At 54.5% G+C, this 23,773-nt stretch carries 21 protein-coding genes and 1 riboswitch; of the genes, 15 read left to right on the top strand and 6 right to left on the bottom strand.

The genetic code is table 11. The annotated features are described in order from the left end of the window. Positions 1 to 10 precede the first annotated feature (10 nt). Entirely contained in the window at positions 11 to 1,918 is a 1,908-nt protein-coding gene (locus ABOC97_RS08800) for a BglG family transcription antiterminator (RefSeq protein ID WP_349596417.1), read from the top strand. A 50-nt stretch (positions 1,919 to 1,968) separates the two neighbouring features. On the opposite strand, the gene ABOC97_RS08795 is transcribed toward ABOC97_RS08800, so the two are convergent. Further along, positions 1,969 to 2,448 carry a hypothetical protein gene (locus ABOC97_RS08795; protein ID WP_349596415.1) on the bottom strand — a complete coding sequence of 160 codons (480 nt, stop codon included), beginning with the start codon at positions 2,446 to 2,448 and terminating at the stop codon, positions 1,969 to 1,971. Positions 2,449 to 3,190: 742 nt separating this feature from the next. On the opposite strand from ABOC97_RS08795, the gene ABOC97_RS08790 reads away from it, so the two are divergent. Then, positions 3,191 to 4,042, top strand: a complete 852-nt coding sequence (locus ABOC97_RS08790) for an AraC family transcriptional regulator (protein WP_349596412.1) — start codon at positions 3,191 to 3,193, stop codon at positions 4,040 to 4,042. A gap of 51 nt (positions 4,043 to 4,093) precedes the next feature. Continuing rightward, the gene (locus ABOC97_RS08785) at positions 4,094 to 5,845 is read left to right on the top strand and encodes an amidohydrolase (RefSeq protein WP_349596410.1); all 1,752 of its coding nucleotides are present in this window, start codon (positions 4,094 to 4,096) and stop codon (positions 5,843 to 5,845) included. 33 nt (positions 5,846 to 5,878) lie between these two features. On the opposite strand, the gene ABOC97_RS08780 is transcribed toward ABOC97_RS08785, so the two are convergent. Then, the gene (locus ABOC97_RS08780) at positions 5,879 to 6,100 is read right to left on the bottom strand and encodes a hypothetical protein (RefSeq protein ID WP_349596407.1); all 222 of its coding nucleotides are present in this window, start codon (positions 6,098 to 6,100) and stop codon (positions 5,879 to 5,881) included. Between the two features lie 156 nt (positions 6,101 to 6,256). Between ABOC97_RS08780 and ABOC97_RS08775 the strand changes: the two genes are divergently transcribed. The 4 genes from ABOC97_RS08775 (at position 6,257) to ABOC97_RS08760 (ending at position 10,221) form a co-directional block, all read left to right on the top strand. Next, complete coding sequence (locus tag ABOC97_RS08775; RefSeq protein WP_349596404.1) at positions 6,257 to 7,591, top strand: sensor domain-containing protein; 1,335 nt, start codon at positions 6,257 to 6,259, stop codon at positions 7,589 to 7,591. 113 nt (positions 7,592 to 7,704) lie between these two features. Then, positions 7,705 to 7,801, top strand: a riboswitch (TPP riboswitch). A gap of 34 nt (positions 7,802 to 7,835) precedes the next feature. Next, positions 7,836 to 8,621, top strand: coding sequence for a hydroxyethylthiazole kinase (thiM, locus tag ABOC97_RS08770; protein ID WP_349596401.1), 786 nt, complete (start codon positions 7,836 to 7,838; stop codon positions 8,619 to 8,621). Further along, the gene (thiD, locus tag ABOC97_RS08765) at positions 8,618 to 9,418 is read left to right on the top strand and encodes a bifunctional hydroxymethylpyrimidine kinase/phosphomethylpyrimidine kinase (RefSeq protein WP_349596398.1); all 801 of its coding nucleotides are present in this window, start codon (positions 8,618 to 8,620) and stop codon (positions 9,416 to 9,418) included. Before thiM ends, thiD begins: the two co-directional genes overlap by 4 nt. 56 nt (positions 9,419 to 9,474) lie before the next feature. After that, positions 9,475 to 10,221, top strand: a complete 747-nt coding sequence (locus tag ABOC97_RS08760) for a GntR family transcriptional regulator (protein WP_234502068.1) — start codon at positions 9,475 to 9,477, stop codon at positions 10,219 to 10,221. Here ABOC97_RS08760 and ABOC97_RS08755 read toward each other — a convergent pair. Genes ABOC97_RS08755 through ABOC97_RS08745 form a run of 3 tightly spaced genes read right to left on the bottom strand, consistent with a single transcriptional unit; the run spans position 10,195 to position 13,432 of the window. Continuing rightward, entirely contained in the window at positions 10,195 to 11,151 is a 957-nt protein-coding gene (locus ABOC97_RS08755; protein ID WP_349596397.1) for a PfkB family carbohydrate kinase, read from the bottom strand. The two genes, ABOC97_RS08760 and ABOC97_RS08755, sit on opposite strands and share 27 nt — an antisense overlap. Next, on the bottom strand, positions 11,148 to 12,152 hold the full coding sequence (locus ABOC97_RS08750) for an ADP-ribosylglycohydrolase family protein (protein ID WP_349596394.1): 1,005 nt from the start codon (positions 12,150 to 12,152) through the stop codon (positions 11,148 to 11,150). The genes ABOC97_RS08755 and ABOC97_RS08750 overlap by 4 nt, the downstream gene beginning before the upstream one ends. After that, on the bottom strand, positions 12,149 to 13,432 hold the full coding sequence (locus ABOC97_RS08745) for a nucleoside permease (protein ID WP_349596391.1): 1,284 nt from the start codon (positions 13,430 to 13,432) through the stop codon (positions 12,149 to 12,151). The genes ABOC97_RS08750 and ABOC97_RS08745 overlap by 4 nt, the downstream gene beginning before the upstream one ends. 247 nt (positions 13,433 to 13,679) lie before the next feature. Here ABOC97_RS08745 and fbaB point away from each other — a divergent pair, with 247 nt between their 5' ends. The 8 genes from fbaB to ABOC97_RS08705 all read left to right on the top strand — a co-directional run bounded on the left by fbaB (position 13,680) and on the right by ABOC97_RS08705 (position 22,853). After that, the gene (gene fbaB / locus ABOC97_RS08740; RefSeq protein WP_234502072.1) at positions 13,680 to 14,732 is read left to right on the top strand and encodes a class I fructose-bisphosphate aldolase; all 1,053 of its coding nucleotides are present in this window, start codon (positions 13,680 to 13,682) and stop codon (positions 14,730 to 14,732) included. A gap of 315 nt (positions 14,733 to 15,047) precedes the next feature. Continuing rightward, complete coding sequence (locus ABOC97_RS08735) at positions 15,048 to 16,202, top strand: mandelate racemase family protein (protein WP_052285211.1); 1,155 nt, start codon at positions 15,048 to 15,050, stop codon at positions 16,200 to 16,202. 67 nt (positions 16,203 to 16,269) lie between these two features. Next, positions 16,270 to 17,892, top strand: coding sequence for an ABC transporter substrate-binding protein (locus ABOC97_RS08730; protein ID WP_349596388.1), 1,623 nt, complete (start codon positions 16,270 to 16,272; stop codon positions 17,890 to 17,892). Beyond that, complete coding sequence (locus ABOC97_RS08725; RefSeq protein ID WP_234502074.1) at positions 17,889 to 18,926, top strand: ABC transporter permease; 1,038 nt, start codon at positions 17,889 to 17,891, stop codon at positions 18,924 to 18,926. Before ABOC97_RS08730 ends, ABOC97_RS08725 begins: the two co-directional genes overlap by 4 nt. Continuing rightward, positions 18,923 to 19,828 carry an ABC transporter permease gene (locus ABOC97_RS08720; RefSeq protein ID WP_349596385.1) on the top strand — a complete coding sequence of 302 codons (906 nt, stop codon included), beginning with the start codon at positions 18,923 to 18,925 and terminating at the stop codon, positions 19,826 to 19,828. Before ABOC97_RS08725 ends, ABOC97_RS08720 begins: the two co-directional genes overlap by 4 nt. After that, the gene (locus tag ABOC97_RS08715) at positions 19,800 to 20,666 is read left to right on the top strand and encodes an ABC transporter ATP-binding protein (protein WP_349596383.1); all 867 of its coding nucleotides are present in this window, start codon (positions 19,800 to 19,802) and stop codon (positions 20,664 to 20,666) included. Before ABOC97_RS08720 ends, ABOC97_RS08715 begins: the two co-directional genes overlap by 29 nt. Before the next feature lie 10 nt (positions 20,667 to 20,676). Beyond that, a complete protein-coding gene (locus ABOC97_RS08710) occupies positions 20,677 to 21,450 on the top strand; it encodes an ABC transporter ATP-binding protein (RefSeq protein ID WP_349596380.1) in 774 nt (257 codons plus the stop codon). 113 nt (positions 21,451 to 21,563) lie between these two features. Continuing rightward, positions 21,564 to 22,853 carry an ABC transporter substrate-binding protein gene (locus ABOC97_RS08705; RefSeq protein ID WP_349596377.1) on the top strand — a complete coding sequence of 430 codons (1,290 nt, stop codon included), beginning with the start codon at positions 21,564 to 21,566 and terminating at the stop codon, positions 22,851 to 22,853. On the opposite strand, the gene yegS is transcribed toward ABOC97_RS08705, so the two are convergent. Then, a complete protein-coding gene (gene yegS, locus ABOC97_RS08700; protein ID WP_349596374.1) occupies positions 22,850 to 23,749 on the bottom strand; it encodes a lipid kinase YegS in 900 nt (299 codons plus the stop codon). The two genes, ABOC97_RS08705 and yegS, sit on opposite strands and share 4 nt — an antisense overlap. Between the last annotated feature and the right edge of the window lie 24 nt (positions 23,750 to 23,773).

The following is a 23,773-nucleotide window of genomic DNA, read 5'->3' as shown; positions in this document are numbered from 1 at the left end:
AGAGAGAAAGATGAGACTGTTCACCAATAAGCGCGTCAGAGATATCTTTATCCATATTGCTCAGGGCACGGCCACCCAGGTGTCACTGGCAAAAGCGATGAATGTCTCTACCAGAACCATCCGTAGCGACCTTAAAGCGCTAAGCGATATTCTTGCCGACGCCGGGAACAGTCTTATCTACGATCGCAAGAAAGGCTTTTTTATTCAGGTGGATAATCCTGAAAGCCATCATCATTTGCTTGAACAGTCCCAAAAACCGTGGATAGAAACGCGCTCCACCGCTGAACGCCGTCGCGCATTGCTGACGGCACTGCTGCGCCAGGATGGCGAGGTGGAACTTGAGACGCTGGAATCGACGTGGTTTATCAGTATCTACACGCTGCGCCACGATATTGCGCTGCTCAGGCGCCACTTTGATCTCTATGGGATTGTGATTCACAGCGAAAAAAACGACCGCTTTCGGCTGCAGGGCAGCGAAATCGCCTTACGACGCTGCATGTACGATATTTTACTGCGTGCCAGAGAGGCTGAGAAGGATGACTACGCGCTGTTTGATACGCCGGTTGAGATTGCTGAAATTAAGCAAGCGTTGAGCCGCTACATTGTTGAACATGGGCTGACGGTTAGCGATGTAAATCTGCGCTTTCTGGCGCTTATCTGCGGGATTAGCGTGCAGAGAATGCAGCGCGGCAACTGGCTGTTGGACTATCAATTTGACGCCTGCGATCCACGCTTAAAGCAGGTCGCCGGTGAAATTTCCCAGCTACTCTCTTCGGAGAGTGCCGCGATACCGCAAAGCGAAGTGGACTATCTGGCGATGAACCTCGCGGCGTTTTGCTCTCATCCTAACGATGCTGCGCCACCGCCTGACCCCTGTGCCGCCGAACAGGCGGTGATGAATCATTTCCTCAGCTACGTCAGCGCGTCGTGGTTTTGCGACGTGTTTTACGATGAACCATCACGCGCTAGCCTGCTCAACCATATTAAAGCGATGCGCATTCGGGTGAATAATGGCATTACGATTATCAACCCGCTGATTGAACAGATTAAGCGTCATTATCCGCTGATGTATGAGATGACTCTCGCCGCGTTTAGCGAGCTGGAGCATTTTTTTTCCGGCACGATCAGCGACGATGAGATTGGCTACCTGGTGATGCATATCGGGGCCATTCTTGAGGAAACGCAACTCGAAAATACTGATAATCGGCTGAGCGCACTGATCGTGAGCGAGCAGGGGACGGCTTCCACCCGCCTGGTGTGCCAAAAAATTACCCGCATGTACCCGCATCTGACCATTACGCGCAGCGTATCGGTAGAACAATACAAAGCCCTGGAAAACGTTGATGAGAGAATTGTCATTAGCCTGGTGGCGGTGGAGGAGAAAAATCGTAAGGTGATTCACCTGCCGCCGCTCCCGGAACGCTGGCAGCTGGAAAATATGAAGTACTTCCTGAACCCGCAAACACCGCCACCGGAAGCTATGGTGAACTATTTCTCTGCGGACCATTTCTTTATTTTCGCGAGCCAGACGCACAGTAAAGCGTCGTTACTGCCATTTCTGTGCGCGCAGCTTGCGCGGCAGGGGCGCGTGGACGAGCACTATCTGGATTCGGTGCTGGAGCGTGAAAATCGGGCATCGACGCTGCTGGATGACAAGATCGCTATTCCCCATCCGCTAGGGCTGGTGGCGCTAAGTACGATGGTGACGGTGGCGGTATTCCCCGACGGTATCGAGTGGGATGCGGGAAAAACCGTGAAGCTGGTCTTTATGCTGGCGGTCAGCGAGGACGCATTCGTGGATAGCATGCTGATTTACGACTATCTGACCAATATTCTGGACGATGATGTCATTGATGCTTTAAGCCAGTGCGGTGATTACGCGGAATTTATGGCGTTATCGCAACGGTATTTTTTATAGCTGGCGGGTGTACGTAAAAAGGGGGCGCAATGCCCCCTCTATAAATCAGATTATTTCTGGGTAACGGTCAGCATACCGTTATCGCGGCTATGGGCTTTATTCCACGACGCGCTTTCGATACCTTCCGCATTCATACTGACGGAGATAGTGTAGCCTGCACCGTGAATTTCATAGAAATTCGCATTAATGCGTTTCACCGTCGCTTTTTTACCGTTAACGGTGGCGGTGAAAAAGCCATTAGAGAGGGTGGCTTTCAGGACGTTAGAGGAGAGGGTCGCTTCACGCATAGGATCGGCTACGTGCGCCGCCTGGGCGTGCTGCTCGGCGGTGGCATTAGCGGCGTTAGCATAGGCGGCCGAAAGAGCGGCATTATTTATACCCTGCTGTCGGTTCTGCTCAGATAAATAGCATGTGTCTTTTGAAACACCTTGTGCTTCACATGCTGCCATTCGTTGTGCTGGGGAACTGCAGCCAGCAAGAAATACGGTACTCACCAGCCCCGCTAACACCATCAATTTTACTTTCATCATTAACCTTCTTTATTACTAAATATGTCCAGAATTATCGTTGACGCATTCTCATTACTATTTTTGTGGGAAAAAGAAATTAATTTATTTTCCCTGGTGCTATTACAGGTCACTGTCGCTGGAAGTTATCGATATCATATTATTAGATACGACAACGATAAAAACAGCGCTGGCAACCAATGCAATTGGGACAATCGCATCAGCAATAATGAGTTTGAACATTGGTTATCTATCAGTGCGGCAAACTTAACCTGTGTGCTTTTTTTATAACGCGAAGCAACTATCAGGCAAGTCGACTATGCAGATCTTGATTTAGATCATGCATGGAATCGAAAGCTAAAGAGGGTGTTTTTAAAATGGTGACTATTGTTATTTTACTTATTAAACAATTACTTATCTGTATTTTTATGGTTTCTATTGAATGAGAATTAATTTTATTTGAAAGTTCTTCTGGTCTTTATTCTGGTGGATTTTAATGATTTTATTCGATTTTTTATTTCCTCTGTCTGTTATTTGATCACCCGAGAGGGAGTTATTTTATCTTTCAAATGAAAGAATTAACCCAAGGGACAGATTTTTCTTAAATTACTATTGTTAATTAATGTTTAAATATTGGTTTGATTAACTCATGGCGATGATTAAATTCTGATATCTTAATTTAAGACAGATAATGATGACCGAGATCTTCCAGCGTAACAGAGAACAGACCATGCTACAGGCTCACTGCAAGCCTATCTTTAAGGCGATGGACTACATCAGCCAGAATCTCCATCTGAATCCAACGTTGAAAGACGTTGCGGATTCCGTCGCGCTTTCAAGCTTTCACTTTCACCGACTTTTTCGGACGCAGGTTGGTGAAACGGTTGCCGCGTTTACCCGACGACTGCGGATGGAAAGGGCCGCAGCATGGTTGCTGGCGTTCCCGCAGGAAGATATCACCGGACTGGCACTGCGGATTGGTTTTTCCAGTTCGCAAAACTTCGCCAAAGCGTTTCGTGCACATTTTGCGGAATCACCGGGAGAATTTCGCCGCCGTCACATTCTGGCAACAAATAGCAAGCCAGGAAACGTCGCCGCGGTAAAAAGCCCTTATTCTCATTTCGCTGACCCCGGCATCGGTCTGCTGGCTGCACAAATAACCCAGCTTCCTGCTCGTCGGGTTGCCTATATGCGAAGATTTGGCCCTTATGGCAAAGAGACTTGCCAGCAAACACATGGGGATCTGTTGGCCTCGTTGCCGGCGCTAACGCCGTCGCAGCCCGCAGGGACACTTTGTGTTTACTGGGACGCCCCGGAAATCACCTCCGCATCACGTTGCCGGACGGATGTCGCCGTTGAAATTGGCAGCACTGAAAAGACCGGAAGGGGTATCGCGGTACAGACATTGTTGGGAGGAACCTACGGTGTGTGCAAATTTGCGGTATTTGAAGAGCAGCTGGAGCAAGCATGGGATTGGGCATTTTCATGGATAGCCGCCCGTGGGTTTATTAAAAGTGATAAGCCTTGTTATGAGTATTATTATAATGAAACTGATGTCTCACGAAATTATTATGTCTTTGATATCTGTATTCCTTTGCAGACAACACCGGAAGAATAATGCTTAAACAAAATAATAAATGAGTTTATTCGCAACGCAACGGAGTTAATAATGAAATTCTCTAGGCTTTTTCTGGTGTGCGCACTGGCTGCTACCTCTTTATCTGTTTTAGCGCAGCAGGAAACTACCACGCTTATTTATGGCGGAGAAATTTACAGCGCCGATCCCGGTAATCCCCACCCGCAATCTATTGCCATTAAGGGGAGTAAAATCATCGCTGTCGGTAACTATCATGATGTACTGGCTCAGGTGGGACAGGATGCGACGCACCTGGATCTGAAGGGGAAGTATCTACTACCCGGCCTCATTGATAGCCATGCTCACGTGGCCTATGCCGGATTCCAGACGGTGACGCTGGCTTTCCCGGATGGCATGAAAGATATCACCGCGATTGAGAAATTTGTTGCTGACAATAAAAATAATAGCCAAAGAGATCTCAATGGCGTGCAGTTTTACAGTAATCTCAACCTGGATTACTGGAATAATATTTCTTTGCTGTCCGCAGTATTTAATGCCGATGAATATAAAGATATCCCGGTTGTATTAGCTGGCTCTGATGCGCATACCGGTTGGGCCAATCAGGCTATGCTCCGAAAAGCAAATTTAACGGATGATATGCTGGGCACCGCCGAACCGGGTATTAAAGCAGGAGTCGGATTAACGGCGAGTGGTAAAATTAACGGTTTTGTCGCTGAAGGCGCGTGGGATTATGTACTCAACGCGATTCCCCCTGTGGATGATAATAAAATCGCACAGGGCATCCTCGCTGGGACCCAGGAGATGAATCGCTTTGGTATCACTGCGTGGATGGATCCCATCAGCAATGTCCGTCCGTTGGCACCGGTGTTTAATGCGCATCCCGGGCGTCACGATGAAGGATTATTGCCGGCTTACACGACTCTCGCCGAAAAGGGCAAACTTAATGGCCATGTGACCGCACTGGCACTGGTGAATATCCACTCTACGCCAGCGGCGATTGACGATGTGGTTGCTCTGCGGGATAAATTCTCCCACACGCCGGATGTGCGACTCGGCGGGATCAAGATTTTCCAGGATGGGGTGATTGAGTATCCGGCGCAGACGGCGAAATTGAGCGAAGCTTATCTTAATCGACCGGGTTACAGCGGTGATAACACGCTGGATAAAAGACAATATTGCCAACTGATTGCTAAAGCGGATGCGGAACATTTGATTGCGCACTTTCATGCTATTGGCGACCGTGCCGTATCGGAAGCGCTCGATGGCATAGCCTGCGCTCGTCAGCAAAATGGCGAGAGTGGCGTCATGCACAGCATCACTCATCTGGAAGTGGTGGGCCCGCAAAGTCTACCCCGATTCCAGCAACTGAATGTTGCGGCATCCATGCAACTGTTGTGGGCTGGGAAAGACGTGGCGTCTACAACGTTGATTGACGGCAAAGTACCGGCCCCATTGCTCAAACACCTGTACCCGGCGGGCGATTTATACCGCCATCATGCGCTGATTGCCGGGGCCAGCGATTGGCCCGTCTCCAGCCCAAACCCCTTGCTGGCAATTTATACGGCGGTAACGCGAATGGGTGAAATGGGGGAGTTGCCGCCGGCCAGCGAGAAAATGCATCGCGAAGCCATGCTGCAGGCGTACACCTTGAATGCGGCCAAAGTCATTGGGCGGGACAAAGAGATTGGTTCGATTGAAGCCGGAAAAAGCGCAGACTTTGCGGTATTTGATCGTAATCTGGAAAACGTCAGCATTGAGAAACTGCGGGATGCCAAAGTTGTGTGGACGATGTTTGAAGGTAAACAAGTTTACCCAGCTCAATAAAGGAAAACATTAGCCATGATAATTATCAGGTCTTCATTTGGGGGCCTGATGATTGATCGTGTTTTCTATTTCGGTCTCAAAAGTGTGCGGTACTAAAATAGGGGGATTGACATTGCCAGCCGTATTCTTTTGGTCAGGAATGAACAATAGACTTGCTCTTGAAATAATTTTCGGTTGATTAGCGATGGCGCGGTGTTTGTCGGAGATGGCTGTTATCCGGCTCTTCGCGGATAGTGGCCTTCGATATTTCTTCATTTATCGCCTCCTCTAAATGACTCTTTTCATTGTATAGTGGCCTGAACCTGTACTATCTTTAACCATGAGTGCAGGGCGTAGTAGCGCTAATGGGCGACAGATAACTATCGTAAACATAGTTGTACTTATTCTTATATTCAGGCCATTAATTTCTCTATGGAATCGAATTCTCACGCGCCGTTGAGCAGTTTTATCGATCTCATGCTGGATGCTGTTTTTGCCGTTGATGCTCATGCCAATATCGTTTTTGCGAGTGCGTCATGCGAACGTATTTTTGGCTATACGCCGAAAGAAATGATTGGCAAAAACATGTTTGACATGATGCTACCGGAAGATCGGGAAATAACCCGAAACTCGGTGGTGGCCGTCATGTCGGGTAATCCTCAGTTTCATTTTGAGAACCGTTACGTTCATAAGCATGGGCACGTGGTGAATATCATGTGGTCTGCACGTTGGTCAGAGGCCGATCAGTTGCGTATCGGCGTGGCTCGCGATGTCACCGAGCGTAAACGATCCGAATCATTACAGTCCGCGCTTTATTCCATTTCCGAAGCTGCGCATACCGCTGAGGATTTACTCAAGCTATTCCAGCGTATTCATGAGATTGTCGGCACGCTGCTGCCCGCCGATAACTTTTCGGTCACGCTCTACGACGATGAAACGGCTCAACTGAGCTTCCCCTATCACGTGGATGAGTTTCTGGAGACACCCGATCCTTTCACCTTGATCCCCGGAACGTTGTATGCCGAGGTGATTCATACCGGCCAACCGCTGCTGCTCACGCCAGAGACCACGGCTGCTCGCCTGGAAGAACTGCACATCTCCTTTGGTATGAATCCGCTATGCTGGCTGGGCGTTCCGCTTAAGTCGCATAAAGGCACGATTGGTGTCCTGATGGTCAAAAGCTACCCGGGCGGGGTGTGCTACAACGAGCGGGATCAGGAGCTACTGCAATTTGTGTCGACACAAATCGCGACGGTCATTGAGCGTCAGCAGATGCAGGCTCGGTTGCAGCATATGGCGCAGTACGATCAACTCACCGATCTGCCAAACCGTAGCTTATTGCACGACCGCCTGAAATCCGCGCTTTCGACCGCTCGCGGCGAGCACGGTCAATTATCCTTGCTGTACATTGATCTCGACAAATTTAAACAGGTCAACGATACGCTGGGTCATGGTATTGGGGATCTGCTGCTGCAAGAGACCGCCTTGCGTCTCAAATCTTGTGTGCGCGAATCGGATACCGTTGCCCGTGTCGGTGGCGATGAGTTTGTGATTTTGATTCAGGGGACGTTACTACCCCAATTTTCGGCCCTGGTGGCGGAAAAGATTGCCGATGCCTTCAATGCGCCATTTATTCTTGATGGCCACCGTTTGACCATCATGCCCAGCATCGGGATCGCACTTTATCCGCAACACGGTAGCGACGAGCGCCAGCTTGTCGAATATGCCGACAAAGCTATGTATTTAGCCAAAAATGGCAAGCGGTAATCGATGGTTTATCAGCGGCACCGGTAGCCTTTAGCGCTTGTCTGCCGGGCTTGCTGCTGGCATTATCCTCATTACGATTAACGGAAGGTTAATCGTAATCAATTGATTTTGATTTGAATGACTCGGGGTGCCCCATCAATGATGGGCTGAGAAATACCCGTACCACCTGATCTGGATAATGCCAGCGTAGGGAAGTCAGAGACCGACTGGTCATTGCTTCTTCGCGTTATGGCAGGAGCAAACCATGCAAGCCGACCTGCTTAGTCCCGCGCAACGAATCCGCGTTGCACACCTTCTTCATCAACACGCCCCCCTTGTCCACTGTATGACCAATGACGTCGTGCAGACCTTTACTGCCAACGTGCTGTTAGCGCTGGGCGCATCGCCCGCTATGGTGATTGATGCCGGTGAGGCCGCGCAGTTTTCCGCCATTGCCAGCTCGCTGTTGGTAAACGTGGGAACCTTAACCCAGCCGCGCGCGCAGGCGATGCGGGCAGCCGTTGAAAGCGCCAATCGTAGCGCTACGCCGTGGGCGCTCGATCCAGTAGCGGTCGGGGCGTTGAGTCTGCGCAGCGATTTTTGCCGCGAGCTATTGCTTTTGCATCCGGCGGCCATTCGCGGCAACGCTTCGGAAATCATGGCCCTGGCAGGGCTGAGTTCCGGCGGACGCGGTGTGGATACCACCGATACCGCCGCCGCCGCGCTTCCCGTCGCACAGTCTCTGGCGCGAGAAAGCGGGGCGATTGTGGTCGTGACGGGGGAAGTTGATTACATCACCGATGGTCAGCGCACGCTGGCAGCCCAGGGCGGCGATCCGCTAATGACGCGAGTTGTCGGCACAGGTTGCGCGCTGTCGGCGGTGGTTGCGGCATGCTGCGCCTTGCCGGGCGACCGGCTGGAAAACGTTGCTGGCGCCTGCGCGCTGATGAAATACGCCGGACAACAGGCGGCGAACGGCCGTGGGCCGGGGAGCTTTGTTCCCGCGTTCCTTGATGCGCTGTATGCCATAAATGAGGAGACAGCCGTATGAAACGGATTAATGCATTGACCATTGCCGGAACCGATCCCAGCGGCGGCGCGGGCATTCAGGCGGATCTGAAAACCTTCTCCGCGCTGGGCGCATACGGCTGTTCGGTAGTCACCGCGCTGGTGGCACAGAATACGCGCGGCGTGCAGTCGGTCTACCGTATTGAGCCCGATTTTGTTGCCGCCCAGCTCGACTCGGTATTCAGCGATGTGCGCATCGATACCACCAAAATCGGCATGCTGGCGGAGACCGATATCGTTGAGGCGGTAGCCGAGCGACTGGCGCGCTATCGCATTCAAAATGTGGTGCTGGATACGGTCATGCTGGCAAAAAGCGGCGACCCGCTTCTGTCTTCCTCGGCGGTGGAAACCCTGCGGCAGCGCCTGCTGCCACAGGTGTCGCTGATTACGCCAAACCTGCCGGAAGCGGCGGCATTGTTGGATGCGCCGCATGCGCGCAACGAACGCGAAATGCTCGAACAGGGGCGCGCGCTGCGGGCAATGGGCTGTGACGCGGTGCTGATGAAAGGCGGTCATCTGGACGACGCGCAAAGCCCGGACTGGCTGTTTACCGCTGAGGGCGAGATGCGCTTCACCGCGCAGCGAGTGGCAACTAAGAACACCCACGGCACCGGCTGCACGCTGTCGGCGGCGCTGGCGGCGTTAAGGCCACGGCATAATAGCTGGCAAGAGACGGTGCCGGTGGCCAAAGCCTGGCTGTCGCAGGCTCTGGCGCAGGCCGACTCGCTAGAGGTAGGCGAAGGTATTGGTCCGGTACACCATTTCCACGAGTGGTGGTAGTTTTCGCGCCGTTCGCCACCTATACTGGCTCAGGACTTATTGCCAGGAAATGATAAATGGAACAAGCGCATACCCGGCTAATCACGCAACTTAATGAGCGTATCGCAGCGGCGGATAACACGCCGCTGTATCTTAAATTTGCCGAAACGGTGAAGAATGCGGTGCGCAGCGGTGTGCTGGAGCATGGCAATATTCTGCCCGGCGAGCGTGATTTGAGCCAGCTGACGGGAGTGTCCCGCATTACCGTGCGTAAAGCGATGCAGACGCTGGAAGACGAGGGTGTGGTCACGCGTGCTCGTGGTTATGGAACGCAAATCAATAATATTTTTGAATATTCATTGAAAGAGGCGCGCGGTTTTTCCCAGCAGGTGGTGCTGCGCGGCAAAAAGCCGAATACCTTATGGGTGAACAAACGGATTGTTGCCTGTCCGGATGACGTCGCAACGCAGTTAGTGGTTGAGCCGCGTAGTGACGTCTTTTTGCTTAAGCGCATTCGCTATGTGGATGATGAAGCGGTCTCCATTGAAGAGTCCTGGGTGCCAGCACACTTAATTGATGACGCGGACGCAATTGGCGTGTCCCTTTATGACTATTTCCGCAGTCGGCATATTTTCCCTCAGAGAACGCGCTCCCGCGTCAGCGCGCGGATGCCGGATACCGAATTTCAGTCGCACATTAAGATGGATGAAAAAATACCGGTGTTGGTGATTAAACAGGTGGCGCTTGACCAACAGCAGCGGCCGATTGAGTACAGCATCAGCCACTGCCGCAGTGATTTATATGTCTTTGTGTGTGAGGAGTAATTCTTCGCGTGTCGGGCTACAGTCGCCGCCACGATGACCGACAACCCACGATGCGACGGCATTACCCAGCAGCACGGATTCACCCAGCGTCCAGCCGGACGCTAATCCAGCGAGCGTGCCCCCGGCGTGGCTGTCTCCGGCCCCGATGGTATCGACAACGTTGGTGGGAAACGGCGCGGCCAACCCCTGTTCCTGCTGGCTGAAATACCACGCGCCATCTTTATCGTGACGCACAATCAGCGGCGCGTTGAATTTCTCTATCCAGGCGTGGCCTAACGCCTGCGTTTTCGCGCTGAGATTGAATCTCTCAGCGGCAATCTCCGCCTCCTGGCGATTAAGCGAAACGATCGGCTTGCAGACCATGATCCGGTCCATCAGTCGCGCGGGGATATCTGCGATACGAGGGCCAAAGTCGATGAATGGCGTGACATCCGGCAGCCCTTCCAGCCAGTTCACCAGCAGTTCGCCGCAGGGTGACGATAACTGATAGCCGGAAAGTGACACCAGGCTGCCGGGTGCCACGGTAAGCCGCGCCAGCCAGTCGGCGTTCCACTGATTTTCCACGCCGCTAAAGGACATAAATGTGCGCTCGCCATCCGGCTCTACCAGCGCCAGACACCAGCCGTTATCTCCGGTCACGCCGTCTATTTTGCTGGCTAAGCCCTCTTTAGCGAGATTGTTGCGAATGATATCCGCCCACACGCCCTGGCCAATTGGCAGAGCGTTATCGGCCTGTACCCCCAGCCGTTTAAGGGCCACGGCGATATTCAGCGCACAACCACCAATATTGACGCTCTGCTGTTGCAGTTCAATGTCGCAACCGCGCCACGGCAGGGCGTAGGCGTCGGCAATAACATCAATGACCGCCGCACCAACTACGGTAATACGACGCTGGTTGCCCAGCGTTGGTAGCAGTGGAAGTAGGCTCATGATACCTCCCGTTGCTCTCTGTAACGGGCAAGAGCGGTGGCATATCGTTTGAAATCGAGGTGATTGACGTCATCAAGCTGCTGTTTTAACGATGGGTTGATGGCAGAAATACCTCCCAATGCGCCGCAAATGGCAGTTGCCATCGCGCCAATCGTATCGGTATCGCCACCCAGATTGGCACACAAAACGGCGCAACGGTTCGGGTCGCCCTGAGCCAGTTCAACCATCGCAATGGCGCAGGGTACGGATTCGATGGTGCTGGTCCCCGCACCAATCAGCTGGTAGAGCTGCTCGCTGGCAGATTCGACACCGTGGGCGTTGCGAACCACGCAGAGCGCCAGCTCCAGTCGTGCGGCTAGTGATGCACTAAACGTGGTAATACGCTTTTCCTGCGCCTGACGAGCAACGGCTGGCAGTGAATCAACAATGGCTGTCCAGCTATGGCCTTCGATGGCGCGTGAAATCGCCCAGGCAATCACTACGGCACCTGCAACGGCGAGGTCTGATTTGTGCGTTGGGCTGGAGGCGAGGGCGACTTCATCAATAAAGCTATCGAGATTTGTCGCGGGTAACAAACACCCTAACGGCGAGACGCGCATCGCAGCACCGTTGGTGACGCCATTATTCTCGAGATCTGCCACCGGTTTACCATCACGAATGGCGTTCAGCGCAATTTTGGAGGTTGGTCCGAGCACATTTTTATTGAAGGCATCGAACCCTTCTGCCCAGGCCAGAATATTGCGTCCGATAATGTCTGGGTTTATCTGCCCGTGACATTCCACAATGGCATCGGCAAGGCACAGCGCCATTGAGGTATCGTCGGTAAATTCTGCGCGGTTAAAGTAGCAGGCGGCGTTATTTTCTGCGGGGCCCGGCAGAAATTGGTCAATCCAGCCAAAATGCGCTTTCACGCGGCTACGCGGCCACAGTTCTGATGGCATGCCCATCGCATCCCCTAATGCCTGGCCGTAAAGCGCGCCGAGAATACGTTCTGCTTTCATTTCATGTCCTCTTGTGTCAATGCAGTATCGCGAGAGTCGCTATGCACCTTAATGGCGGCGATCTCTTTATCCGACTCGCGAAAGAAAATCATAAACAGCACGGCGATGATGGCTATCATAATGGCGCCGAAGCCCCACATCCCCGCCCAGTTGAAGGTCAGCCCATTCACCGGCTCTTTATAGGCAAACATTTTTTCCATCATTACCCCGCCAAGGCGATAGCCCAGCAGGCTGCCAAAGCCCTGACAGCAGAGCGTGATGAGCCCCTGTGCGGCGGTACGCATATGTACCGGGGCTTTTTTATCAACGTAGATATAGGCGGTAACGTAGTAAAAATCGTAGCTCACGCCGTGAAGCAAAATCCCCAGGAATAGCAGGGCGTAGGTGAAGTATTGTTCTGCACCACCGTAGACAAAAAAGCCATAGCGAATTGCGGCGGTGATAAGACCAAGTAATAGTACCTTTTTAATACCAAAACGCTTAGTGAAGAACGGCAGGGCCAGCATAAAGAAGATTTCAGAGAACTGACCAAGCGTCATCCAACCCGTCGCATTATGCATACCCACTTCGCTCAGGTAGCCGTTGGCAAAGATGTAATAGAACGCCAGCGGCATGGCGAACAGGAAAGAGCAAATGAAGAAGACGAGGAAGTTTTTGTCTCGCAGCAACACCAGCGCATCGAGCCCCAGCATGACTTTGAAGTCCATCTTGCCGGTACTTTTCGGCGGTGTATCGGGCAGCATGAGCGCAAAGACACCCAGCAGCAGGGAGCTGCCGGCGGTGATCAGCAGCGGTATATTGGTCGGGGAGATATCGCTGTATCCCATCATCTGGGGCAGGAATCCGCACACCAGGCCAGAAGCTATCCAGCCAATGGTGCCCATCACGCGAATACGAGGAAAATCGCGCTCTACATCCCCTATGTTGGCGAAAGCGATACTGTTGGTTAATGCGATGGTGGGCATATAGGTGAGTGAGTAGGCCAGCAGCAGCGGGAAGAAGCCACTGAAGGTTGTTTGCTGGGCAGCAAAATAGATCAAAATAGCGCCAGCGAACATCAATATAGCCAGAACTTTTTGTGCCGAGAAAAAGCGATCGGTTAGCGAGCCAACCAGAATCGGCGAAAGGATTGCCGCAATCGCCGTACAGGCATATGACCAGCCAATTTCACCGGCGGTAAATCCGCTTTTACTCAGCCAAAGCCATAACGGCACAAACCATGCGCCCCAGATAAACCATTCAATGAACATCATGAACGACAGCTTTACTGTAGTTTTCATCTTTAAATCCTTCATGACAGGTAAGGTACGCCACGACAATACCATTATGTAATACCTTTTAAATACCTTTAGGGTGAAACTTTGACCGCCTTAACACTTTGCTGTCCATGAATCGTGCCAGCAGATTGCACTTAAAAGTCACTTCATCATGGAAAAAACGCACAGACGCGACCAGACTTATTGCTGCCCTAAAATTCGGGCGGGACATTCAAGCCGACGCAACGTCGGCGCTTACGGGAGCATCGCTATGACTGATATTGCGCAGTTGCTTGGCAAAGACGCCGACAGCCTTTTACAGCATCGTTGTATGACCATTCCAGCCGATCAACTCTATTTACCCGGACACGATTACGTCGACCGGGTGATGGTCGATAACAACCGTCCGCCTGCCGTGCTGCGAAACATGCAGACGCTCTATAACCACGGGCGTTTAGCCGGTACCGGCTATTTGTCTATTCTGCCGGTGGATCAGGGTGTCGAGCACTCGGCCGGGGCCTCGTTTGCCGCCAATCCGCTCTATTTTGATCCGAAGAATATTGTTGAGCTGGCAATTGAAGCTGGCTGTAACTGCGTAGCCTCCACCTATGGCGTACTGGCCTCGGTATCACGCCGCTACGCGCACCGCATTCCATTCCTCGTGAAGCTTAATCACAACGAAACCCTGAGCTACCCCAACACCTTTGACCAGACGCTGTACGCCAGCGTCGAGCAGGCGTTCAACATGGGCGCGGTGGCGGTTGGGGCGACCATCTACTTTGGCTCCGAAGAGTCTCGCCGCCAGATTGAAGAGATTTCTGCCGCTTTTGAGCGGGCGCATGAGCTGGGGCTAGTGACCGTGCTGTGGGCCTATCTGCGTAACCCGGCGTTTAAGAAAGACGGCGTTGATTACCATGTTTCCGCTGACCTGACCGGTCAGGCCAACCATCTGGCCGCCACCATTGGCGCCGATATCGTGAAGCAGAAAATGGCGGAAAATAACGGCGGCTATAAAGCGGTGAACTTCGGCTATACCGACGATCGCGTCTACAGCAAACTGACCACCGATAACCCGATTGACCTGGTGCGCTACCAGCTGGCGAACTGCTACATGGGGCGTGCGGGGCTGATTAACTCCGGCGGCGCGGCCGGTGGTGAAACCGATCTGGCGGACGCAGTACGCACTGCGGTTATCAATAAACGCGCGGGTGGGATGGGGCTTATCCTTGGCCGCAAGGCGTTCAAAAAATCGATGGCTGACGGCGTTCAACTCATCAACGCCGTGCAGGATGTTTATCTCGATACCAAGGTTTCCATCGCCTGATTTCCTGTTAAATACCCGGTGGCGCAATGCTTACCGGGTATTACCTTGTTCACGCTTGTGCACTCGATAATTTATCTCAGTTGATCCTTCTCACATTCCCTGCCTCTTTTGTGAAAAACATCACGCCCCCCTGTGCGTTTGCACAAGAAACAGTCCCGCGTTAGCGGAAATTGTCCGTGGAAGCGCTGCTATTTTGTGCTTAGATTAGTGATGAAACGCCTTTTCAATTACCTGAAACCGGTTTATCAAATCGGTGTTGGACACAGGATTGTGGTGCGAGAAGCGCCATTTCGAATGTTGTACTAAGGACACATAATGAAAATTGAATCTGTAAACGTCACCGTCTTCCAGCATCCTACGCGCCGGGTCTCCGACAGCGCCGGGCACTCGCATCCTGGGCCTGAAAGCATGGCGAAAATGGCGATGCTGACCATTACCGCAGACGATGGCAGCAAAGGTTACTCCTTTGCGCCGCCGGAAATCGTGCGTCCGTTTGTGGTCAATACCTTCTTCCGCAAAGTGCTGGTGGGGCAGGACCCGTTTAACCGCGAGCGTATCTGGCAGGATCTGGTGCATTGGCAGCGCGGCAGCGCACATCAGCTTACCGAACGCGCGCTCTCTTTTGTTGAGCAAGCGCTGTGGGATCTCGCCGGTCGTAAGCTCAACATGCCGGTCTACAAGCTGCTGGGCGGCTACCGCGACAAAGTTCCGGCCTACGGCAGCACCATGTGCGGCGACGATTTACCCGGCGGTCTATCCACGCCGGAAGAGTACGCCGCATTCAGCGAAACTCTGGTGGCGCGCGGTTACAAAGCCATCAAGCTGCACACCTGGATGCCACCGGTCTCTTTCGCGCCAAACCCGAAAATGGATATCAAAGCTTGCGCCGCGGTGCGCGAAGCGGTCGGTCCGGATATCGACCTGATGATCGACGGCTACCACTGGTACAGCCGTACCGAAGCGCTGTGGATTGGTAAAGAGCTGGAAAAACTCAACTTTGCCTGGTTTGAAGAGCCGATGGAAGAAGACAGCATGTCGTCCTACGCGTGGCTGGCTGAGAATCTGTCGATTCCGATTATTGGCCCGGAAAGCTTTGGCGGTAAACATCACAGCCGCGCGGACTGGGTAAAAGCGGGGGCTTGCGACATTCTACGTGCGGGCGCCAACGGCGTGGGTGGCATTGGGCCAACCATGAAAGTGGCCGCGCTGGCGGAGTCGTTCGGCATGGATTGCGAAGTCCATGGCAACGGTGCAGCAAGCCTGGCGGCGGTAGGGGCGATTCGCAACTGTCGCTGGTACGAGCGCGGCCTGCTGCATCCGTTCCTCGACTACGACCAGCCTGCCGCCTACCTGAACAGCATCATCGACCCGATGGATGCCGACGGGTTTGTGCATTTGTCACAACGTCCAGGATTGGGCGAAGACATCAATTTTGACTATATCGAAGCCAACACCGTCAGCCACGACTGACACATAACAAATAAAAGATAGGCACGAATGGATTCGTCGCCTGTCGTACCCTACAGGCGACAGATAGATGAAAAAATCCTCCTTACTGGGAGCGTGTTTGCTCGCGCTCGCCATGACGATGGGGAGCGGGGCGGCGATGGCCAAAACGCCGCCCGATCAGCTCATTATCGGCATGAACATGAACAACCTTCTCACTCTCGATCCGGCCGCGATGACCGGTAACGAAGTGGTAGGGATTGTGGTCAACCTCTACGACTCGCTGGTGGAGCTCGATCCCGAGCAGCTCACCAACGTCAAACCGGCGCTGGCTAAATCCTGGGATATCAGCCCGGATGGCAAAACGCTGACTTTCCATCTGCAGGACAACGTGAAGTTTCACTCCGGCAATCCGCTGACTGCCGCCGACGTGGTGTGGTCGATGCGGCGCATTCTGCACCTCAACCTGGCGCAGGCGTCGGTGTGGAAGTCCTACGGTTTTAGCAAGAAGAACGTCGATAAGCAGGTGACTGCGCTGGACGACTACACCGTACAAATTGTCCTGCCAAAAGATAATGACCCGCAGCTGGTGATTTACTCGCTGGGTGCGCTGGGCAATCTCGGGGTGCTCGACAGCAAAACGGTGCAGAGCCACGAACAAGACAACGACTGGGGCAATCGCTGGCTGACTACTCATGAAGCCGGTTCCGGGCCGTTTATGCTGGAAACCTGGCAGGCTAAAGATGTGCTGCGCATGAAACGCAACCCGGAGTACTGGCGCGGCGAACCGAAGATGAGCCGCGTGGTGCTGCGTCACTTCCAGGAATCGCAGACTCTGCGGTTGATGATTGAGAAGGGCGACCTGGATATTGCCAATAATATGGCGGTTTCCGATATCAACGCCCTGCGCAAAGACCCGGCGCTGACCGTCGATGCCGTGCAGCGCGGCACCATGTACTACGTCTCGATGAGCATGAAGGAGCCGCACTTCGCCAATCCAAAAGTGCGCGAAGCGGTGCGCTATCTGATTGATTATCAGGGGATCAATAAAGCATTGATGCCGGGCTACGGCGTGCTGCATCAGCGGCCAATCAAAGCGGGGATGCCATCGACGCTGGCGGATCCGGGCTACACCTTCGATCTGGCGCGGGCGAAAAAACTGCTGGCAGAGGCCGGGTACCCTGACGGCTTTGATACCACCCTGCGGGTGCTGTCCGATCAGCCGTTCCTCAATATTGCCATCGCCGTGCAGTCCACGCTGATGCAGGCCGGGATCAACGCCAAAATCATTACCGGCACCGGTAACCAGATTTACGGCGCGATGCGCGAACGTAAGTTCGACATGCTGGTTCGGCGCGGCGGTAGCGGTATGGAACCCCATCCTCATTCTAGCCTGCGTGCGCTGGTCTATAACCCGGACAACAGCGATGAAGCGCGATTGACCAACTTCCAGGGCTGGCGCACCGGTTTCTACGATAAACAGCTCAACGAGATGATCGACCATGCGCTACTGGAACGCGATCCGCAAAAACAGATTGCCGACTACCAGGCGGTACAGACCCGATTCGATCTGTTGATCCCGGCGATGATCCCCGTTTCACAGATGGTGGACTCGGTGGTGGTGCGTAATGAAGTGAAGGATTACAAACCGCATCCATCGGCGTCGACGTTCCTGCGTGAAGTCTACAAAGTTAGCGAAGGAGAGAAAGGATGAGTACGGCAATTCTCGCGCCCGGCTCTCGTACCCGGCGCTTCTCAAAACGATTGATCCAGGTAGCGATAACGCTGTTTGGCCTGCTGCTGCTGACCTTCTTTATTGGCCGCGTGATGCCCATTGACCCGGTGCTGGCGATTGTTGGGCCGGACGCTGACCAAAGTACCTATCAGCAGGTGTATCACCAGTTGGGCTTTGACCAGTCGCTGATGCAGCAATTTGGCATCTACTTTGTCAATTTGCTGCACGGAGATTTGGGCAACGCGCTGCTGACCGGCAAACCGGTGACGGACGATATTATCCGCGTCTTCCCGGCCACCATGGAGCTGGCGACGATGGCAATTATCGTCGGTGCGGGCCTCGGTATTCCGCTGGGCGTGCTGGCGGCGGCGCGGCGCAACAGTCTCTCCGATTACGTGGTACGCATTATCAGCCTCGCCGGTTACTCGACGCCGATTTTCTGGGTCGGGATGATGGGGCTGCTGGTGTTCTATGCCTGGCTTGGCTGGGTAGGCGGCGCAGGACGGGTGGATCTCGGGCTAGACGGTATTGTGCCGCGCCGTACCGGGCTGATGACCGTGGATGCGCTGCTGGCCGGCAACAGTGAGGTGTTCTGGAACGCTATTAACCACCTGATTTTGCCCGCCGCGCTGCTGGGCTTCCACTCGCTGGCCTACATCAGCCGTATGACCCGCAGCTTTATGCTGGCGCAGCTGTCGCAGGAGTTCATTATCACGGCGCGAGTGAAAGGGCTCACCGAACGCCAGGTTATCTGGAATCACGCCTTCCGTAACATTCTGGTGCAGCTGCTGACGGTGGTGGCGCTGGCCTACGGCTCGCTGCTGGAAGGGGCGGTACTGATTGAAACCGTCTTCTCGTGGCCGGGCTTTGGCTCCTATCTCACCGGCAGTCTGCTGCTGGGCGATATGAATGCGGTGATGGGCTGCGTGCTGTTGGTTGGGGTGATCTTCGTCATGCTTAATCTCCTGTCCGACATGCTGTATCAATTCTTCGATCCGAGGACAAAATCATGACGGTTTCTCTGGATACATCGCTGGCCAGCGGGGGCGGTGAAGGCCGCCAGCGCCTGCTGCGTGCTTTCACCCGTGCCGGCGGTTTTATCGGCAAGATGGCGCGGAATCCGCTGACCGCAATCGGCGGCGGGATTATCTTCCTGCTGGTGATTGTGGCGATTTTCGCGCCGTGGATTGCCCCGTACAAACCGCTGGTGCAGGACTTAAATAACGCGCTGACCGCGCCGAATGCCCAGCATTGGTTCGGCACCGATGAGTTTGGCCGCGATATCTTTAGTCGCCTGGTCTACGGCTCGCGCATTACGCTGTACATCGTGCTGCTGGTGTCGGTCACCGTGGGGCCGCTGGGGCTGCTGCTCGGCGTCTGTGCCGGTTACTTTGGTGGCAAGGTCGATATGGTGCTGATGCGCGTCACCGATATCTTTATCTCCTTCCCAAGCCTGGTGTTGGCGCTGGCGTTTGTCGCTGCCTTAGGCCCAGGGCTTGAGCATGTGGTTATCGCCATAACGCTGACCGCCTGGCCGCCGATTGCCCGTCTGGCGCGTGCCGAAACGCTCTCTCTACGGCAGGCGGACTTTATCTCTGCCGTTCGTCTGCAAGGAGCATCACCGGCGCGCGTACTGTGGCGGCATATTGTGCCGCTGTGTCTGCCTTCGGTGATCATCCGTATCACCATGAATATGGCGGGGATCATCCTGACCGCTGCCGGTCTGGGCTTCCTCGGTCTCGGCGCTCAGCCACCTGAACCAGAGTGGGGGGCGATGATCTCCAGCGGCCGTACCTACATGATGGAGTGCTGGTGGGTGGTGACCATTCCGGGGCTGGCGATTCTTATCAACAGCTTAGTGTTCAACTTTTTAGGAGATGGCCTACGTGACATCCTCGATCCTCGCAGCGAATAACGCTGCACCGCTGCTCGACGTGCGCGATCTGAGCGTCGACTTCGTCAACGGGGACGCGGTGACCCATGCGGTCCGCGGCGTCTCCTTCCAGTTGGGGCGGGAAAAGCTGGCGATTGTCGGCGAATCCGGCTCCGGGAAATCCACCGTCGGACGGGCGCTGCTGCACCTGCACCCGAAAAAGGCGCGTATCGGCGCCAGCCTGATGCAGTTTGGCGATATCGACCTGCTGAACGCCAGCGAGGCGCAGATGCGCGCCATTCGCGGCAAGCGGATTTCGATGATTATGCAGGACCCGAAATATTCGCTAAATCCGGTAGTGCGCGTGGGGGACCAAATTGCGGAAGCCTGGCTGACGCATCATCCGGGGCACAAATCGGAGGCGAAAGCCAAAGCGCTGGAGATGCTGGACGTGGTGCGTATTCGCGACCCGGAGCGGGTTTATCAGCTCTATCCGCATGAAATTTCCGGCGGGCAGGGACAGCGCATCATGATTGCCATGATGCTGATTACCGACCCGGAATTGGTGATTGCCGATGAGCCGACCTCGGCGCTGGACGTTTCGGTACGTTTGCAGGTGCTGGGACTGCTCGATGATTTGGTCAAATCCCGCGGTCTGGGGCTGATTTTTATCAGCCACGACATCAACCTCGTGCGCAGCTTCTGTGACCGCGTGCTGGTGATGTACGCCGGACGGGTGGTGGAGTCCATCGCTGCCGGTGATCTTGACCATGCGCAGCACTCGTATACGCAGGGGCTGATTAGCGCTCTGCCGGATATGCAACATCGCCGCCCGGTTCTGCCGGTGCTGCAGCGTCAGGCTAGCTGGCTGACGGAATAAGGAGCGCCCGATGATTGAAGTGAAAAACCTGAACCTGGTATTTGGCGAAGGCGACAAGCGTAACCAGGTGTTGTATGACGTGAATTTCCACGTTCAGCCGGGCGAGATTTACGGCCTGGTAGGGGAGTCCGGTTCCGGGAAAACGACGGTGCTGAAATGCCTCGCTGGGCTATTTAACCATTGGCAAGGTGAGCTAGCAATCGGCGGCCAGCGGCTGGGGAACACCCTCAGTCGCGAGCGTTGCCGCCAGGTGCAGATGGTATTTCAGGATCCTTACGGTTCGCTGCACCCGCGTCATACCATTGGCGACATTCTGGAAGAGCCGCTGCAAATCCACGGTATTAACGACCGTGACCGGCGGATCAACACGCTGCTGGACCGCGTGGGGCTAAATCGGGCGTTCCGTAACCGCTATCCGCACCAGCTTTCCGGCGGCCAGCGGCAGCGCGTGGCGATTGCCCGTGCGCTGATCCTCGAGCCGCAGGTGCTGCTGCTCGATGAACCGACCTCGGCGCTGGATGTGTCGGTACAGGCGGAAATCCTCAATCTGCTGGCTGAGCTACAGGTGGAGTCGAATCTCACCTATCTGATGGTCACCCACGATCTGGGCGTGATCGCCCATCTCTGCCAGAAGGTGGCGGTGATGCAGTACGGCAAAATTTTGGAAACGCTGACCGTGGATGCGCTGGTGAGCGGCGAGGCGCAAACGGCGTATACGCAGATGCTGGTCAACGCCAGCCGTCAATACACACGAGAAATGGCGCGGGAGGTTGCCGCGTATTGATCGATGCCGTCGCTGTTGGCCCGATTGGCGCAGTGCCAGCGGGCCGCTCGACACACAAAGTCGGATAGCGCGTACGTGCTATCCGACCAACGACCTCTGGGAAACAATAAAAAATGCATAATAAATCTTTCCGAATAGCTCTACCGCTGGTGTTAAGCGCCTGCACAGCCTCTGCCGTAGCGGCGGAAACCGTCGACTTACGCATGTCCTGGTGGGGCGGTAATGGCCGCCATCAGGTGACGCTCAAAGCGCTGGAAGCCTTCCATCAGCAATACCCGGATATAAACGTCAAAGCCGAATATACCGGCTGGGACGGCCACACTTCGCGTCTGACCACTCAACTGGCGGGCGGCACCGAGCCAGACGTGATGCAGACCAACTGGAACTGGCTGACGCTGTTCTCCAAAGACGGCAGCGGTTTTTACGACCTGAATCAGGTGAAAGCGGAGATTGGGCTCGATAATTTCACCGCCAAAGATCTGCAGCCGGTGACGGTGAAGGGCAAGCTTAACGGCATTCCGGTGGCGATGACCGCGCGTATTTTTTACTTTAACGACCAGACCTGGGAAAAAGCCGGGCTAAGCTTCCCGAAAAACTGGGATGAGCTGATGACTGCCGGCAAAACTTTTGAGAGCAAACTGGGTAAACAGTATTACCCGGTGGCGCCGGAAAGCCTGGGCGTGCTGGCGCTGCTCAATTCCTACATGGTGCAGAAATACAATCTTCCGGCCATCGACGAGAAGGCGAAGAAGTTTTCCTACAGCGACGCGCAGTGGGTGGAGTTTTTCCAGCTGTATAAAGATCTGGTGAGCAATCACGTGATCCCGGATATGAAGTACTACGCCTCTTTCGGCAAGGGCAATATGTATGAAATGAAGCCGTGGATCGAGGGCGAGTGGGGCGGGGTATACATGTGGAACACCGCGGTCACCAAATACTCCGACAATCTCAAACCGCCAGCTAAACTGGTGCTCGGTGATTATCCGATGCTGCCGGGAGCGACCGATGCAGGGCTGTTTATGAAGCCGTCGATGATGCTGTCGATTGGCAAAACCAGTAAAAATCCGCAGGCAGCGGCGAAGCTGATTAACTTCCTGCTCAACAGCAAAGAGGGCGTTACGTTACTGGGGCTGGAGCGCGGCGTACCGCTGAGCAAAAGTGCCGTCGCGACACTCACCCAAGCGGGCGTCATAAACGATAAGGACCCATCGGTTGCCGGGATTAAACAGGCGCTGGCGCTGCCGACGACGCTGTCGGTATCGCCATATCTTGAAGACCCGCAGCTGGTGCAGGAGTTTGATAGCGCGCTGCAGTCGATTGACTACGGTAAGAAAACCGTCGCCGAAACGGCAACGGATTTCAAACGCCAATCAGAACGGATCTTAAAGCGCGCGATGCGTTAACGCAGTAACGGACAGTCCGGCGGCAGGCGACAGCGCAGCGCCGCCGGCAAAATCTCCATGCGGAAGGTTTTTCCGCTTAGCGGTTCGCCGTCGAGGTTAAAGGTCATCTCGTGCGGCGCCGTCACTTCAAACCACGGCGACACGCTGTCCACCAGATTCTCCGTGCCATCGCTGCTGGCCAGCGTATTAAACAGCGCCGGCAGCAGCTCTTCACCGGTAAAAATACGCAGATGCAGCAGGCCGTCGTCAATCAGCGCATCCGGGCAAAGCTGCTGCCCGCCCCCGGCCTGACGCCCATTGCCGATGCCAATCACCAGCGCATCGCCTTGCCAGCTAAAGTTCTCGCCCTGTATTTTGCAGCGGTCGGGTTTTAAGGTATCCATGCGCATCAGCCCGTGGATCAGATACGACACGCCGCCGAGCGCGGCTTTCAATTTCTCCGGCGTTTCGGTGGTGATGCGCGTACCGAAACCGCCGGTAGCCATGTTGATAAAACAGGTTTTACCGTTCACCTGCGCGATATCGACCGGAACGTCGCGCCCGGCAATCGCCAGCTTCAGGGCATTGGCCATATCGGCCGGGATATTGACGCTGGTCGCGAAGTCGTTGGCAGTGCCGAGCGGCAGAATGCCGAGTGCCGGAACCGGGTTCCCCTCGCACTGGATAAGCGCGGTCGCAATTTCGTTGATGGTGCCGTCGCCGCCGCCGGCAATCACCGTTGCGACCTTGAGGGCGATCGCCTCTTCCACATAGCGAACCGCGTCGCCTTTCTCCCACGTTACGCGGACATAAATATCTACGCCTTCGTCGCGCAGCAGTTCAACCGCTTCACGCAGCTGCGGGTGGTTGGCACCTTTGCCGTTAAGGATCAATAAACTGGCTGGAAAATCTGACATCGTGGTACCTCTTTATGGGGTATG

Source organism: Kluyvera huaxiensis (assembly GCF_040149365.1).
GTDB lineage: Bacteria > Pseudomonadota > Gammaproteobacteria > Enterobacterales > Enterobacteriaceae > Kluyvera > Kluyvera intermedia_A.
Note: the sequence above shows the minus strand (reverse complement) of the source record. Positions and strands in the feature narration are given on the sequence as shown.